This window comes from Roseateles asaccharophilus (assembly GCF_004362405.1).
Taxonomy (GTDB): domain Bacteria; phylum Pseudomonadota; class Gammaproteobacteria; order Burkholderiales; family Burkholderiaceae_C; genus Kinneretia; species Kinneretia asaccharophila.
This window is the reverse complement of sequence record NZ_SNXE01000003.1, coordinates 1-15,847: the sequence shown is the minus strand read 5'-3', so window position 1 is coordinate 15,847 and position 15,847 is coordinate 1. Positions and strand designations below refer to the sequence as shown.

Annotated in this window: 13 protein-coding genes; 8 read left to right on the top strand and 5 right to left on the bottom strand. The window is 67.4% G+C overall.

The window, feature by feature from the left end; all coding sequences use genetic code 11:
• Positions 1-4: 4 nt before the first annotated feature.
• Positions 5-2,629 carry an aminopeptidase N gene (gene pepN, locus DFR39_RS07855; protein WP_133603413.1) on the bottom strand — a complete coding sequence of 875 codons (2,625 nt, stop codon included), beginning with the start codon at positions 2,627-2,629 and terminating at the stop codon, positions 5-7.
• A 73-nt stretch (positions 2,630-2,702) separates the two neighbouring features.
• A protein-coding gene (prfB, locus tag DFR39_RS07850) for a peptide chain release factor 2 (RefSeq protein WP_133603016.1) occupies positions 2,703-3,807 on the bottom strand; the annotation gives its coding sequence in 2 pieces (ribosomal slippage) (positions 2,703-3,725 and positions 3,727-3,807; 1,104 coding nt in all).
• 261 nt (positions 3,808-4,068) lie between these two features.
• Between prfB and DFR39_RS07845 the strand changes: the two genes are divergently transcribed.
• From DFR39_RS07845 to DFR39_RS07820, 6 genes are all read left to right on the top strand, one after another.
• The gene (locus DFR39_RS07845) at positions 4,069-4,311 is read left to right on the top strand and encodes a hypothetical protein (protein ID WP_246030772.1); all 243 of its coding nucleotides are present in this window, start codon (positions 4,069-4,071) and stop codon (positions 4,309-4,311) included.
• The gene (locus DFR39_RS07840) at positions 4,302-4,895 is read left to right on the top strand and encodes a tetratricopeptide repeat protein (RefSeq protein ID WP_133603015.1); all 594 of its coding nucleotides are present in this window, start codon (positions 4,302-4,304) and stop codon (positions 4,893-4,895) included. Before DFR39_RS07845 ends, DFR39_RS07840 begins: the two co-directional genes overlap by 10 nt.
• 115 nt (positions 4,896-5,010) lie before the next feature.
• Positions 5,011-5,271, top strand: coding sequence for a DUF4212 domain-containing protein (locus tag DFR39_RS07835; RefSeq protein WP_133603014.1), 261 nt, complete (start codon positions 5,011-5,013; stop codon positions 5,269-5,271).
• Between the two features lies 1 nt (position 5,272).
• Positions 5,273-7,402, top strand: coding sequence for a sodium:solute symporter family protein (locus DFR39_RS07830; RefSeq protein ID WP_133603013.1), 2,130 nt, complete (start codon positions 5,273-5,275; stop codon positions 7,400-7,402).
• A gap of 83 nt (positions 7,403-7,485) precedes the next feature.
• Positions 7,486-9,372 carry a DUF294 nucleotidyltransferase-like domain-containing protein gene (locus tag DFR39_RS20365; protein ID WP_133603012.1) on the top strand — a complete coding sequence of 629 codons (1,887 nt, stop codon included), beginning with the start codon at positions 7,486-7,488 and terminating at the stop codon, positions 9,370-9,372.
• Complete coding sequence (locus DFR39_RS07820) at positions 9,369-10,049, top strand: 3'-5' exonuclease (RefSeq protein ID WP_133603011.1); 681 nt, start codon at positions 9,369-9,371, stop codon at positions 10,047-10,049. The genes DFR39_RS20365 and DFR39_RS07820 overlap by 4 nt, the downstream gene beginning before the upstream one ends.
• A gap of 39 nt (positions 10,050-10,088) precedes the next feature.
• Here the strand turns inward: DFR39_RS07820 and DFR39_RS07815 are convergent, their stop codons facing one another.
• The 3 genes from DFR39_RS07815 to DFR39_RS07805 form a co-directional block, all read right to left on the bottom strand.
• Positions 10,089-10,946, bottom strand: a complete 858-nt coding sequence (locus DFR39_RS07815; RefSeq protein ID WP_133603010.1) for a ParB N-terminal domain-containing protein — start codon at positions 10,944-10,946, stop codon at positions 10,089-10,091.
• 50 nt (positions 10,947-10,996) lie between these two features.
• The gene (locus DFR39_RS07810; RefSeq protein ID WP_162849455.1) at positions 10,997-13,003 is read right to left on the bottom strand and encodes an alpha/beta hydrolase family protein; all 2,007 of its coding nucleotides are present in this window, start codon (positions 13,001-13,003) and stop codon (positions 10,997-10,999) included.
• A 146-nt stretch (positions 13,004-13,149) separates the two neighbouring features.
• A complete protein-coding gene (locus tag DFR39_RS07805; protein WP_133603008.1) occupies positions 13,150-14,088 on the bottom strand; it encodes an alpha/beta fold hydrolase in 939 nt (312 codons plus the stop codon).
• A 100-nt stretch (positions 14,089-14,188) separates the two neighbouring features.
• On the opposite strand from DFR39_RS07805, the gene DFR39_RS07800 reads away from it, so the two are divergent.
• Together DFR39_RS07800 and DFR39_RS07795 are read left to right on the top strand one after the other, a co-directional pair.
• Positions 14,189-14,689, top strand: coding sequence for a GNAT family N-acetyltransferase (locus DFR39_RS07800; RefSeq protein WP_133603007.1), 501 nt, complete (start codon positions 14,189-14,191; stop codon positions 14,687-14,689).
• Between the two features lie 259 nt (positions 14,690-14,948).
• Positions 14,949-15,191: a hypothetical protein gene (locus tag DFR39_RS07795; protein WP_133603006.1), complete on the top strand. Its 243-nt coding sequence runs from the start codon at positions 14,949-14,951 to the stop codon at positions 15,189-15,191.
• The last annotated feature ends 656 nt before the right edge of the window (positions 15,192-15,847 follow it).

Here is a 15,847-nt window from a genome sequence, read left to right as displayed (position 1 = left end):
GGGATCAAGCTCCGGAAGCGAGTTGGCGTTCGATGATCTCGCGCACGTCGTTGCTCAGCTCGGCCTTGGCGGCGACGCGGGCGATGGCTTCGCGGGCGGCGCTGCGGTAGGGCTCGGCCAGCGTGGTCCAGCGGTCCATGGCGCGGGCCAGGCGGCCGGCCACCTGCGGGTTGATGCCGTCCAGGGCCAGCACCTGGTCGGCCCAGAACACATAGCCTGCGGCATCGGCGCGGTGGAAGGCGGCCGGGTTGAACAGGGCCAGCGAGAAGATCAGGCTGCGCGCGCGGTTGGGGTTCTTGAGGCTGAAGTCCGCGTGCATGGCCAGCTGCTTGACGCGGGCGAAGCTCTTGCCCTCGCGCTCGGGGGCGCGGGCCTGCAGCGCGAACCACTTGTCGATGACCAGGGGCTCACCCTTGAACTGGGCATGGAAGCGGCTCAGCGCGCTCTCGGCCAGCTCGGCATGGGCGTTCACCAGGGCGGCCAGGGCGCCCAGGCGGTCGGTCATATTGGTGGCGTCCTTGAAGCGCTGGTAGGCGCGGCCGGGCCACACGGTGTCGCCGCTGCGCTGGGCGTCCAGCACCAGCATGGACAGGGCCAGATTGGCCAGGGCGCGGCGGCCAGCGGACACCGGGTCCGGCGTGTAGCCGCCCTGGATCTGGTTGGCCTCGAAGGCGGCGATCCAGTCCTCGCGCAGGGCCTGGGCCAGCTGGATCTGGGCGGCTTCCACCGCGGCATGGATGGCCTGCGGGTCCACCACCTCCAGCTGCTCGGCGATATAGGCCTCGCCCGGCAGGGTCAGGGCCAGCTCCTTGAAGGCGGCGTCCAGCTCGGGGTGGCGCAGCACGCTGCGCATGGCCTCCACATAGGCGGCGTCCAGCACCAGGGGCTGGCCGGCGCGCACCGCGGCCAGGATGCGGTTCAGCGCCAGGCGCTGGCTGGCTTCCCAGCGGTTGAATGCGTCGGCATCGTGCTTGAGCAGCACCAGCAGCTCGGCGTCGCTCAGGCCATCGTCCAGCAGCACCGGGGCCGAGAAGCCGCGCAGCAGGGAGGGCACGGGCTCGGCCGCGATGTTCTCGAAAGTGAAGCTCTGCTCGGCCGCATCCAGCACCAGCAGCTGCTCGGCCAGGGCCGTGCCGTCATGGCCGACCAGGCCGGTCACCACCGGGATCACCTGCGGGGCCTGGCCCTTGTTGCTCTGGCTCAGGGTCAGGGTGTAGGTCTGGGTGGCGGCGTCGTAGTGGCCGCGGGCCTGCACGCGCGGCGTGCCGGGCTGCGAGTACCAGCGCTTGAAGGCGTCCAGACGCGAGGCGAGGGCCGAGCCGGGGTTGGCATCGGCGATGGCGGCCGCAAAGTCGTCGCAGGTCACGGCCTGGCCGTCATGGCGCTCGAAGTAGAGCTTCATGCCGGCCTCGAAGCCCGCGCGGCCGACCAGGGTCTGGTACATGCGCACGACTTCCGAGCCCTTCTCGTAGACCGTGGCGGTGTAGAAGTTGTTGATCTCGACGTACTGGTCCGGGCGCACCGGGTGGGCCATGGCGCCGCCGTCCTCGGGGAACTGCATGGCGCGCAGGGAGCGCACGTCCTGGATGCGGCACACGGCGCGGGCGCTCGGCGTGCCGGCCATGTCCATGGAGAACTCCTGGTCGCGGAAGACGGTCAAGCCTTCCTTGAGCGAGAGCTGGAACCAGTCGCGGCAGGTGACGCGGTTGCCGGTCCAGTTGTGGAAGTACTCGTGGGCCACGATGGACTCGATGCGCGAGAAGTCGGCATCGGTGGCGGTGGCGGGCGAGGCGAGCAGGGCGCTGGTGTTGAAGATGTTCAGGCCCTTGTTCTCCATCGCGCCCATATTGAAGTCGGACACGCCGACCACCATGAAGCGCTCCAGGTCCAGGGGCAGGCCGAAGCGGGCCTCGTCCCAGACCAGGGAGGCGATCAGGGAGTTCATCGCATGCTCGGTCTTCTCCAGGTCGCCGCGGCGCACATAGACCTGCAGCAGATGGTCCTTGCCCGAGCGGCTCTTCACGCGCTGCTCGCGCGCCACCAGATCGGCCGCCACCAGGGCGAAGAGATAGCTGGGCTTGGGGAAGGGGTCGTGCCACTTGGCGAAGTGGCGGCCGTTGTCCAGCTCACCCGTCTCCAGCAGATTGCCGTTGGACAGCAGCACCGGGTACTTCTTCTTGTCGGCGCGCAGGGTGACGGTGTAGACCGCCATCACGTCCGGGCGGTCCAGGAAATAGGTGATGCGGCGGAAGCCCTCGGCCTCGCACTGTGTGAAGAAGCCGCCACCCGAGGTGTAGAGGCCAGACAGGGCGGTGTTCTTCTCGGGGGCGCAGGTGTTGCGGATCTCGAGCGCGAAGTCGGCATCCGGCGCGCCCTCGATGATCAGCAGATGGCCGTCCTGGCGGAAGGACACGCTCTCGCCATTGATCAGCACGCGCAGCAGGTTCAGCTCCTCGCCGTGCAACACCAGCGGGCCATGGGCCACGGCGGTGTTGCGCTCCACCTGCATCTTGCTGGTGACCAGGGTCTTGGCGGGGTCCAGGTCGAAGCTCAGGTCGACCGTGCGGATCCAGAACGCGGGCGCCGCATAGTCTTCGCGGCGGATCAGGGTGGCAGTGCCTTCACGCATCATGGCGGGCATCCTTGTGTGTTGTGGTCGCCCCGGGGCTTGTGGCCCCGGGGTGTCGTCTCTACGTAGAGATTCAGACGCCTTGTTTCAGGCTGGCGGTGATGAACTGGTCGAGATCGCCGTCCAGCACCTTCTGGGTGGCCGAGGTCTCGTAGTTGGTGCGCAGATCCTTGATGCGGCTCTGGTCCAGCACATAGCTGCGGATCTGGTGACCCCAGCCCACATCGGTCTTGGTGTCCTCCAGCTTCTGCTGGGCTTCCATGCGCTTGCGCATCTCGTGGTCGTACAGGCGCGAACGCAGGCGCTTCCAGGCCGTGTCGCGGTTGCTGTGCTGGCTGCGGCCGTCCTGGCACTGCACCACGATGCCGGTCGGGATGTGCGTGAGACGCACCGCCGAGTCGGTCTTGTTGATGTGCTGACCGCCGGCACCGCTGGCGCGGTAGGTGTCGGTGCGCACATCGGCGGGGTTGATCTCGATCTCGATCGAGTCATCGACCTCGGGGTAGACGAAGAGCGAGGCAAAGCTGGTGTGGCGGCCGCCCGAGCTGTCGAAGGGGCTCTTGCGCACCAGGCGATGCACGCCGGTCTCGGTGCGCAGCAGGCCGAAGGCGTACTCGCCCTCCACCTTGATGGTGGCGCTCTTGATGCCGGCCACATCGCCGGCCGTCTCGTCTTCCAGCGTGGCCTTGAAGCCCTTGCGCTCGCAGTACTTCAGGTACTGGCGCAGCAGCATGCCGGCCCAGTCATTGGCCTCGGTGCCGCCGGCACCGGCCTGGATGTCGATGAAGCAGTTCAGCGGGTCGGCCGGGTTGTTGAACATCCGGCGGAATTCCAGCTGCTCCACCGTCTCCTGCAGTTTGGCGGCGTCGGCCTCGATGGCTTCCAGGCCGTCGAAGTCGTCTTCGGCCTTGCTCATCTCGTAGAGCTCGGTGTTGTCGGCCAGATTGCTGGTCAGGTGGTCGATGGTCTGGACCACGGTCTCCAGCGAGCGCTTTTCCTTGCCCAGCTCCTGAGCCCGCTTGGGCTCGTCCCAGACCTTGGGGTTTTCCAGCGCGGCGTTGACCTCGTTCAGTCGCAGTGCTTTGCGGTCGTAGTCAAAGATACCCCCTTAGCGCGTCGGTACGCGCTGTCAGATCGGCGAGGGTCGTACCGATCGCGTTGATGCGTTCGATGTCCATATGCGTTTGTTGTGGCGGAGCGGAACCGGAACGGCTCCCAAGCTCATGCGGGGCGTATTTTGACATGGCCCCCTGGCGCCATCTGGGTGCGGGTTCATGCGCCTGGGGTCGAGGGTTATCGATAGTGGGGCCAGCCCAGGGAGGCGGGTCTTTGTCAGAAATCAGTAAGCGGCTTTGATCCACAGTACGCCCAAACGGGAATCGCTCATGCTTTTGCTGACATCCGCCTTAAAACTGATCGCTGAGATCGCCTTGCTTGCCATGGTCGGCCAGTGGCTGCTGGGCCTGCTGGCGGGGGCAAGGCGAGAGCAGAACTTCTTCTATCAGCTGCTGGCCATCCTGACGCGCCCGTTCACCCGCCTGACCCGCCTGATCAGCCCGCGTGTGGTGCTGGACAGGCACATTCCGCTGGCCACCTTCCTGCTGCTGCTGAGTCTGTGGCTGGTGGTGACGATTACCAAGATCAGTCTGTGCCTTCAGATCGGAGTTGCGCAATGCCAGTAGAGACCACGCCCAGCGCCCCCCGGACCTGGCGCTACCAGCTGCTCAAGTTCAAGGCGCTGACGGCGCTGGTCTTCGCTCAGCGCGAGTTGGCCGAGCAGATCTTCGACGAGATGTTGGAGCGCTGGCCCGGTGATGCCTACGCGCTGGCCAGTCGCGCCCATCTGCGCTCATCGCGGGGCGCCAGGGCCGAGGCGATCCAGGATCTGAAATCCCTGGTCGCGAGTCATCCGCGGCGCAGTGCCGGTGACTGGTTCAATCTGGCGTATCTGCTGGAAGCCGAGGGGCAGTTTGAGGAGGCGGAAGCCGCCTTCCGCCAGGCTGTCGAGCTCGATGCCAAGCTGGACCGTGCCTGGTACGGGCTTGGGCTGTGTCTGATCCGCATGCAGCGTTTCGAGGAGGCGGTCGCCGCTCTGAAGCGCAACACCGAACTGCAACCCATGAGCCCCTACGGCTGGTATCAGCTGGCGCGGGTTCATGTGGACCGTCAGAAACCCGAAGAGGCGCGGCGAATCATCGCCCACCTCAAGGGGTTCGAGCCCAAGGTCGCCGCTCAGCTTGAGCGCGAGACCGGACTGCTCGCCTGAGGTCCAGCGGTTCACCCGCGCAGCATGCGCGCTGTTGGCGCATGGGGTGAGCTATCGGTGCCCGACATCCCGCAGAGGGTGACGGCCTTCTCGTGACATGAAGGAGACGACAGCGATGCAATTGACCGAAAGACACCGCCAGTACTGGCAGAAGAACCTGCGGATCACCGCAGTTCTGCTGGCGATCTGGTTCGTGGTGACCTTCGTCGTGGGCTTTTTTGCCCGTGACCTGAGCTTCACCTTTTTTGGCTGGCCGTTCAGCTTCTGGGTTGGATCCCAGGGTGCCTTGATCGTGTACTGCCTGATCATCTGGTTTTATGCGCGGTACATGAACCGCCTGGACCAGGAACACGGCGTTGCCGAAGAGGAGGTCTGATATGGCAGGCGCAACACCTTCCTTGGGCGGCGAAGGCCCCATCAACAAGGCCGCCAACGCGGCCTTCAAGAAGCAGCTGAACAAGGTCTATGCCTGGTACACAGGCGGCTTCTTCATCTTCATCGTGGCGCTGGCCATCCTGGAGCAGATGGGTCTGCCGCGGCAGTGGATCGGCTTCATCTTCCTGGTTGCCACGGTGCTGCTCTATGCGGGCATCGGCTTTATGAGCCGCACCTCCGACGCCAGCGAGTACTACGTGGCCGGCCGTCGCGTGCCGGCGGTCTACAACGGCATGGCGACCGGTGCGGACTGGATGTCGGCCGCCTCCTTCATCGGCATGGCCGGCACGCTCTACCTGACGGGCTACGGCGGTCTGGCCTTCATCATGGGCTGGACCGGCGGCTACTGCCTGGTGGCGCTGTTTCTGGCGCCTTACCTGCGCAAGTTCGGCCAGTTCACCATTCCCGACTTCCTGGGCGCGCGCTATGAGGGCAATCTGCCGCGCATCCTGGGTGTGGCGGCGGCCATCCTGTGCTCCTTCGTCTATGTGGTGGCGCAGATCTACGGTGTGGGCCTGATCACCGCGCGTCTGTCGGGCCTGGCCTTCGAGATCGGCGTCTTCGTCGGTCTGGCGGGCATCCTGGTCTGCTCCTTCCTGGGCGGCATGCGTGCCGTCACCTGGACCCAGGTGGCGCAGTACATCATCCTGATCATTGCCTACATGATCCCGGTGGTGTGGCTGTCGGTGAAGCAGACCGGCGTTCCCGTCCCGCAAGCCATCTACGGCTATCAGCTGCAGAAGGTCACCGAGGCCGAGAAGAAGCTCAAGGCCGATCCCAAGGAGCAGGAGGTCATTGCGATCTTCAAGGCTCGCGCGGCTGAATTCGAGGCCAAGCTCAAGGACGTGCCGGCCGCGCTGGCTGCCGACAGGGCAGCTGCCACGCAGAAGGTGGCCGACCTGAAGGCTGCCAATGCGCCGGCCGACCAGATTGCCGCGGCCGAGAAGGCCCTGGCGGCTGTGCCCAAGGACGAGGACGAGGCCAAGAAGGTCTGGGCCGCGGCGCAGAAGTCCAATGCGGATCGCGCCAGGCCGCTGGCCGGCATGCCCTCGCATGCACAGCAGTTTGCCGGCGACCCGAACGGCGACGCCAAGGCACAGAAGACCTACGACGAGTCCCGTCGCAACTTCCTGGCCCTGGTGTTCTGCCTGATGGTGGGTACGGCCGCGCTGCCGCACATCCTGATGCGCTACTACACCACGCCCTCCGTCAAGGAAGCGCGCGAGTCGGTGACCTGGAGCCTGTTCTTCATCTTCCTGCTGTACTTCTCGGCGCCGGCCCTGGCGGTGCTGGTCAAGTACGAGGTCTTCAATGTGCTGGTGGGCACGCCCTTTGATCAGCTACCGGCCTGGATTGCCAACTGGGCCAAGGTGGACCCGGCCCTGCTCGCGGTGGCCGACGTCAACAAGGACGGCATCTTCCAGCTCGGCGAGATGCGGATCGGTGGCGACATCATCGTGCTGGCCACACCGGAGATCGGCGGCCTGCCGTACGTGATCTCGGGCATGGTGGCGGCCGGTGGTCTGGCTGCGGCGCTGTCCACCGCGGACGGCCTGCTGCTGACCATCGCCAACGCGCTGTCGCACGACGTCTACTACAAGATGATCGACCCGAACGCTTCGACCGCCCGCCGCGTCACGATCTCCAAGATCCTGCTGCTGGTGGTGGCCCTGGCTGCGGCTTATGTCGCGGCGCAGAAGCCGGCCGACATCCTGTTCCTGGTCTCCGCTGCGTTCTCCTTCGCGGCCGCTGCCTTCTTCCCGGCCCTGGTGCTGGGGGTGTTCTGGAAGCGTGCCAACAAATGGGGGGCCAGTGCCGGCATCGTCGCCGGTCTGGGCATCACCTTCTACTACATGGTGACCACCCAGCCCTGGCTGCGCGGCGTGTTCGGCGTGACCTCGCCGGTCGAGCTCTGGTATGGCATCCTGCCCATCAGCGCCGGCATCTTCGGCGTGCCCCTGGGCTTTGCGACCATCATCATCGTCAGCCTGCTGACGCCGCCTCCCAAGAAGGAGACGCAGGAGCTGGTCGAGCATGTGCGCTACCCCGACCTGAAGCTGGGCAAGGCCTGAGTCGGGTCAACCCGGTCTTGAACTGAGACCTGCCCCGCGGCAAGCTGCCGCGGGGCTTTTTGTTTTCTGAGGCACGCCGCACCATGAGTCAACGACCCCTTACGCCGGCCGAGCAGCTGCTGGGCCAGCTGCAGGCCGAACTGCAGCAGCATCCGCCCTTCGCGCAGATGGAGCCGGCCCATGTGCGGCAGTTCCTGGCCCAGGCCGAGCAAGCCTATTACGCACCCGGCGAGCTGCTGCTGGCGCCCGAGCAGGGGCCCGTGGAGCGGCTCTTCTACATACGCCGCGGCGCGGTGAGCGCGCGGCGCGGCATTGCCGAGGCCACCGGCGGCCTGCATTACGAAGCCGGCGAGTGTTTTCCCATCGGGGCCTTGCTGGGCGCCCGGGCCGTCACCGCCCAGTACCAGGCCCAGGGCGATGTGTTCTGTCTGCTGGTGCCGGCGGCGCAGGTGCAGGCCCTGGCGCGCAGCAGTGCGCCCTTTGCCGACTTTCTGAACCAGCGCGTGGCCCAGTTTCTGGCGCTCTCGCGCCGCGCCCTGCAGGTGAGCTATGCCTCGCAGACCCTGGCCGAGCAATCGCTGGAGACGCCGCTGGGCGAGTTGCTGGCCCAGCGCGCCGCGCCCGTGGGCGTGCCGCCGGGCACGCCGCTGCGCCAGGCCCTGACCCTGATGCATGAGCGGCGCATCGGCTCGGTCCTGGTGCTGGACGCGCAGCAGGCGCCGCTGGGCATCCTGACCCGTCACGATGTGCTGGACCGGGTGACCCTGCCCGAGCTCTCGCTGGACACGCCCATTGAGGCCGTGATGAGCCAGCCCCTGCGCGCCCTGCGTCTGGAAGACCGGGCCCAGGATGCGGCCCTGCTGATGTCGCGCCACGGCATACGCCATGTGCCGGTGCTGGACCAGGGGCGCGTGGTGGGCCTGGTGTCGGAGCGCGACCTCTTCGCCCTGCAGCGCCTCTCGCTCAAGCAGGTCAGCAGCGCCATACGGGCCGCGCGGGATGTGGCCACTTTGCGCATCGTGGCCCAGGACATCCGGCGCTTTGCCCGCAGCCTGATGGCCCAGGGTGTGGCGGCGCGCCAGCTCACCGAGCTGATCTCCCACCTCAACGATGTGCTGGCCGAGCGCCTGGTGCAAATCCTGGCCCAGGCTCAGGGTCTGGACCCGCAGCGCTTTGCCTGGCTGGCCTTTGGCTCCGAGGGGCGCGGCGAGCAGACCATCGCCACCGACCAGGACAATGGCATCGTCTTCGACGGCCCGCCCTCGGAGCGCGCGCGCTGGCTGGCCCTGGGCCAGGCCGTCAATGCCGCGCTCGACGAGTGCGGCTACCCCTTGTGCAAGGGCGGCATCATGGCCGGCCGCGAGGCCTGCTGCCTGAGCCAGCAGGAGTGGCTGGAGGCCTTCAGTGACTGGATCGAACACGGTGCCCCCGAGGACCTGCTCAAGGCCAGCATCTTCTTTGACCTGCGCCCCATCGCCGGCCACGCCGAGCTGGCCCGCCCGCTGCAGGCTCTGTTGCAAGGCCATGCCGCACGCCAGCCGCGCTTCATGCGCCAGCTGGCCGAGAACGCGCTGCGCAACCGCGCGCCGCTGAACTGGCTGGGGGCCCTGGACACGGGCGAAGACGGTCAGCTCGACCTCAAGCTCCAGGGCACGGCCATCTTTGTGGATGTGGCCCGGCTGTTTGCCCTGGCCCACGGCCTGGCGGCCACCGGCACCCGGGCGCGCTTTGAGGCCGCGGCGCCCTTGCTGCAGAGCTCGGCCACCGAGAGCGAGGCCTGGTCCAGTGCCTTCGAGTTTCTGCAGCTGCTGCGCCTGCGGCGCCAGATGGAGGCGGGCGGCGAGTCCGGCGAGAACCCCAATCGCCTCGACCCGGCCCGGCTCAATGACATCGACCGCCGCATGCTCAAGGAAAGCCTGCGCGTGGCGCGCCGCCTGCAGCAGCGGCTTGAGCTGGACTGGCTGCGATGAGCTGGATCGATTCGTTCAAGCGACTCCTGGGCAGCAGCGAGGCCGAAGCGCCGCGGCGCTGGGTGGTGCTGGATATGGAGACCACGGGCCTGGACGCGGCGCGTGACGAGCTGCTGGCCATTGCGGCCCTGGGCCTGGCGCACGACCCGACGCAGCCCGAGCGTCCGCCGCGCATCGTGCTGGCCGACAGCTTCGAGCTGCTGCTGCACAGCGAGGGGCGTGCACAGCCCGATGCCGAGTTCAAGCGCAATGTGCTGATCCACGGCATCGGCCTGGCAGCGCGGCGCCAGGGCGTGCCCCGTGCGGCCGGCCTGCAGGCCTTTGTGGACTGGCTGGGCCCCAGCCCCCAGCTGCCGCTGCTGGGCTTTCATATCGGCTTTGACGAGGCCGTGATCCAGCGCGCCCTGCGCGCCGAACTGAGCATGCGACTGCCCAACCCCTGGATAGACCTGGCGCCGGTGGTTCAGACCCTGGACCCCGCCGGCCGGCCCCGCAGCCTGGACGAAGCCATGGATGCGCATGGCATTGCCTGCCTGCAGCGCCACCAGGCCAGTGCCGATGCCCTGGCCACGGCGGAGCTGCTGCAGGCCCTGTGGCCGGCCCTGGTGCAGCGGCGGGCGGCCGGCCTTCGCGCCCTGCAGGATATGGCGGCCCAGCGCCGCTGGCTGGGCGGCTGATCGGCCAATCTAGCGACTGGCCGTTTGGCGCGCGTGGCCTCAGCCGCGCGTGGCCGCCAGCAACTGGGCTTCCAGCTCGGCCACACGGGCCTTGAGCTGGGCGTTCTCTTCTTGCAGCGCCTGGACCTGGCGCTGCAGCAGCAGCGCGGGGTCGGACACATCCACTGCCGCGCCCGGGCCGGTGCTGGGCGTCTCGGCCAGTTCGCTGCCCTCGGCATCGACCTTCTTGCGGCTGCCGCTCTTGGACTCGCGCACCCGCTTGGCTGCCTCGCGCAACTCCTTCTTGCCGCCGGCCACGGCGGCCTGCTGCTCTTCCTGCGGCAGGGCGGCCAGGGTGGCGGCCGCGCTGATCGAAACCGTACCGGTCTTCACCGCCTCCACCAGCTCGGGCGCAGCCGCCTTCTGGATCTTCTCGATCTGGGCCACGGTGGCGCTGCTGATGCGCGCCACCTTGGCAATCGCCTCGCGGCTGGCCAGGCGCGGCTCGGGTTCGGGCGGGGCGGCGGACGGCGCGAGGGCGTCCACCGCCGCCGCCGCCGCGGCGTCGGCCGCCGGCGTGGGCAGGGGCTTGGGCCGCTTTTCCAGGATCTCCTTCTTGCGCAGGGCGAGCACGCCGCGCTGGAAATCCGACACGCTGCGCCGGCCCAGATGCTGGTCGATCATCCACAGATGCACGTCTTCCATGCTCTGGAAGCGCGTGTTCTGCACGGTCTGGAAGGGCAGGCCATGCTTGCTGCAGATGCTGTAGCGGTTGTGACCATCCACCAGAATCTCGCCCCAAAGCACGAGCGCATCCCGGCAGCCTTCGGCCAGGATGCTGCGCTCCAGCGCGGCGTATTCATCGGGGGTCAGCGGGTCGATATAGACCCGCAGCTCATCAAGTACGGTGATGTTCATGGGGGGGCGGATTGTAGGCAATCGCGCCGGGCCGCCCCCGGCCCCGGACTTCAGGGCTGGCCCAGATGCTGGGCCAGGAAGCGCTCCACGCGCTTGTAGAAGTCAACCCGGTTCTCGGTCTTGCGCCAGCCATGGCCCTCACCGGCGTAGACGATCCATTCCGGCTCCCGCCCGGCGGCACGCAGCGCGTCGCGCATGCGCAGACCATGGGCCAGGGGCACACGCTGGTCCTCGCTGCCAAAAGCCAGCATCAGCGGGGCCTTGATGCGCGCGGCCTGCAGCACGGGCGAGACCTCGCGCAGCAGGGCCGCATCCGTCTTCAGATCGCCGATCATCTCGGGCAGGGTATGGCGTCGCGCGATGTCGTTCACGTCATCGCTGACCCAGCTGCTGCCCTCCAGCAGCAGCTGCATATCCGTCACCGCCACCCAGGCGATGCCGCAGCGGTAGAGCTCGGGGTGGCGGATCAGGCCCATCAGCGTGGCGTAGCCGCCATAGCTGGCGCCAGCGATGCAGGCGCGCTGCGGGTCCGCCAGACCCTGCGCGCGGGCCCAGAGCAGGGCATCGGCCACATCGTCCTGCATGGCCTGGCCCCACTGCTTCCAGCCGGCGCGGAAATGGGCCTCGCCATAGCCGGTGCTGCCGCGGAACTCCGGGCTGATGACCAGATAGCCACGCGAGGCCAGAAACTGGGCCTCGGCCTCCCAGCGCCAGTGTCCGCCGCGAACCCAGGGGCCGCCGTGGACCATCACGACCGCGGGTGCGGGCTGACCTGGTGCCACGCCCCGCGGCAGGGTGATCCAGACGGGCAGATCCCGCCCATCCCGGGCCTTGATGCGCTGGAAGTCCACGCTGGCCGATTGACGCGGGTCCACGCCGTCGATCACCGTGCTGACGGCCTGCAGCCGCTTGGAGGCCGCGTGGTAGAGCCAGTAGCGCCCGGGCTCCCGGTCGGAGTAGGCGTGGATCAGGGCCACCATGTCCGGCTCGCCGCAGCGTCGGCAGCTGATGTGGTTGATGGTGCCGGGCAGGCTGGCATCGATCTCGGCCTGGAAGCGGCGCATCGCCGGCGCGAACCAGACCGTGGTCTCGGCATCGGTGGCCACGCGCAGGCCCAGGGTCTGGCCGGCATCGCTGATCAGGCCGCCCGCGAAGTCAAAGCCCGGCGTGCTGGCCACCGGCTCCTGCTCCACCTGAGCGGCCTTGAAGTCATAGCGATACAGGGCCTGATGGCCTTCGGGGCCGCGGGAGCGCGTGACGTAGAGCGTGCCGTCATCCTCCACTCGCACAGGCTGGTAGGGCATTTTCAGCAGCGTTCCCTCCGCGAGCAGCTGCCAGCCCTGGTCCAGGTCTCGCCAGTGGTAGCGCAGCTTGTCCTCGAGTCGCTCCACGGCAAAGCGCGCGCGGCCCGACGGATCAAACAACCACTGGCTGACCCTGGCCGGTGCATCCTTTCCCTGATCGGCCTTGCGGGTGCGGCCCGTGCTCGTGTCCAGCCACAGGGGGCGGATATGCTCCCGGCGGCCCTGATTGATGATGCCCTCGCCGATGAGGACCTCGGCGCCGCCTGCCAGGGGGCCGCTGCTGGGAACGCTGAGTAAGACATGGTTCCACTCCAGCGGTTCGCGCCGGCTGGCGCCACTGGCTTCGCGAACGAACTGGCCGCGTCGCTTGACCAGGGTGCGCAACTGGCTGCCGTCGGCGCGCACCGAATACAGTCCGGGCGCCCGCTCATAGTCCATGCCGCTGCCGGCCTGCAGATCGTGCACCTGGAAGACCAGGCTCTCTTCCCCTACCCAGTCAAAGCGCGTGATGTCGGCGTCGCTGAAAGCGGCCACGCGCCTGGCGCGTATGGCCGCGTCCAGCTCCAGCACCACCAGGCCCACCCGCTGACCGCCCCTGGACGTGCTGATGGCCAGGCTGCGCCCCGAGGGCGAGAGCTTGGCCTGCAGCACGGCCGGGTGTTGAAAGAAACTCTCCACCGGCGGCGGCGCTGTCTGGGTCTGGGTCTGGGCCGCGGCCAGCGCGGCCAGCAGTCCCATGCTGGTGGCGACCAAGAGCCGGCGCGCCTGTGCGATTGCTTGAAAACCCTGCGTAGCCATCTGCCCCCTCTTCCTCGTCGAATGCTTGCTTTTTTTGATGGGCCGTCGAGGATAGCGGAGCCCGGCCTGGGGTCAGGGCCCCCTGAAGTGGGAGGCCGGCTTCAGGGGGCGTCCAGAAACGCTTCGAGCAGCCGGGCCAGGGCCTCGGGCTGGTCGTGGTGCAGCATATGGGCGGCGCCCTCCAGGCGCGCGCGCTGCAGCGTGGGCACCTCGGCCAGCCTGGCCTCGAAATCCTCGCGGGGGTAGCGATTGCCCCACCATTGGCTCATCTCGGTGAGCGCGCCCTCCACCCAGAGCGTCGGGGCCTCGATGCGGCGCCAGCAGGCCAGGGCCTCGGCGCGGCGGTAGAGCACGGGGTTGACGCGCTTGTGCGCCGGGTCGCCCAGGATGTGCCAGGTCTTGCTGCCCCCCGGCCCGTCCTGCTCGCGCGCCCAGTGGCCGGCCAGCCAGGCGGCCTTGTCGACGCTCAGGCGCGGGTTGGTCTTCATCAGGCGCTGGGCCACGCCGGCCAGGCTGTCGTAAGGCTTGAGGGCCTGCGGGGTCTTGAGATCGTCCAGCCATTCGGCCAGGCGGCTGGGCGCCAGCTCGGGGCTGGCGTCGGGCAGGCCGAAGCCTTCCAGATTGATCAGGCGGCGGATGCGCCGGGGGCGAACGCCGGCATAGCTCATCACCACATTGCCGCCCATGCTGTGGCCCAGCAGGTCCACGCGGGCACCGTCCGGGGCGATCTGGTCCAGCAGGGCGTCCAGATCCCCCAGATAGTCGGGGAACCAGTAGCTGTCGGCGCCGCTGCAGGCACTCAGGCCGAAGCCGCGCCAATCCATGGCCAGCACATGGCGCTCCTGCGCCAGCGCATCCACCACGAACTGGAAGGAGGCGCCCACGTCCATCCAGCCGTGCAGCATCAGCAGGGTGGGGCGCTCGGGCGTGGCCAGGGCCGCCGTGCCCCAGTGCAGCAGATGGTGGCGCAGGCCGCGCAGGCTGAGGAATTCGCTGCGCGCGGGGCGCAGCGGCCGGTAGGGGGCGGGCAGGGGCGTCATGCGCAGACTCTAGTCGAGCCCGGGGCGGCGCGCTGTCGGTGCCGCGACAGGCAGGGTGTGTTCGGGGGCAGGTCTTGCCGAAAAACGGCATGATGGGCGCATGAGCACCACCGCAACGCCATACACCCTGCGCCCCGCCGAGCCCCGCGATGTGCAGGCCATCGTCGGCCTGATCCGCGAGCTGGCCGAGTTCGAGGACCTGAGCCACCTGCTGGAGATCACCCCCGAGAAGCTGCATCCCCACCTCTTCGGGGCGCGGCCGGTGGTCGAAGCCCTGGTGGGCGAGGTCGAGGGCGAGATCGTGGCCTTTGCGCTCTTCTTCACCAACTTCAGCACCTTCCTGGCCAAGCCCGGCCTGTACCTGGAAGACCTGTATGTGCGACCGGCTCACCGCCGCAGCGGCCTGGGCCGCGCCCTGCTCAGCCGTCTGGCCGAGATCGCGCTGGAGCGCGACTACGGCCGCTTCGAGTGGACCGTGCTGGACTGGAACGAGGACGCCATCCGCTTCTACGAAACCATGGGCGCCACCCTGCTGCCCGAGTGGCGCATCTGCCGCGTCACCGGCGAGGCGCTGCAGAGCTTTGGTGGGCGTCGGGGCTGAGGGCGGAGCAGCGAGCGTTCGGGTCCAACCCAGCCCCCGCGCTGTTGATCCTGACCCAAGGCCGCCGGTATCGCGCGGCCGAGCCCATTTGTAAGCCGCTGCCGCTTTTGTCGGGTTTTTAGTACCCTTGCGACCGAGCCGCAAAGGGAGAAAACAATGGCGATTCAAGGGCTTGCATCCGCCATGCCGGGCTTGGTTATACGGCACTCGCCAAGGTTAGGGCGCAGCGCCTGTCGCCACATATCACGTTAGGCCTCACATGCCACCCAATCGTGACAACCTCAGCAGCAAGGAAGTCCGCGCCTACGCTGCACTTCAAAGCGTGTGCTGGGTTCTGGCGATCGCGTCCATCGGAGTTTTCTCACTTGAAATTCCGATCCGGCTTAAGTGGGCAGCGATAGCGGCAACGGTCGCCTTCTTACTTGGTGCAGTCGTTTTCAACTGGGCGCGCCGCTTTGGAATCCGCGTCGTCTGGTCACGCCGCTTTCGCGAGAAGATGTGAGAAGACGTTCAGACTTTGGGCAAAACTTGCGCACCGTGACCCAGGGCCGAGCGAGGCCTAACCTCTCGCTCGATCCGACTCGCGTCGGCAGGCCGCCGCTCGCGGCTCAGCTTCAACGTTAGGCCTCTCATGTGCAATTCAGCCGAGTTTTGGTCCACTCTGCTTCTAGTGCCGCTGCTCGGCTGTTTCGCTCTCAACGTCGTGCTGCAACACCGCTTCCTCACGAATCTAGAGGCTCAGCATCCTGAGCTATGGCACACGCTAGGGCAACGTCGTGTGATCACCGACGACGGGAACAAGAGCTATGCGGCCGCGCAGTGGTATCTGTTCACCGGTGAGTTCAGAACGCTAGACGAGCCTGAGCTTGTCTCATTGGGCATCAAGGCGCGGTTGGCGTTTTTTGCGCTGGCAATAGCACTTATGGCTTGGGGAGCATTTGGCTCTGCACTAAATGCTTGGCCACGACTGGCCTGCCTGGGGGGCGTTCAATGAGTTTGCTCACATCAGCACCGCCGAGGCCTTGTATCTTCCCAAAGACCAACAACAAGAGTGAAGTCTGAAGTCTTCGCGGCCGGTGCGCCAAACCCGATATGCCTATGAGCATGCAGCTCGCGGGTTAGCCCAAGGTCAACGCGCCGGGCCTTTTTCATCAACCG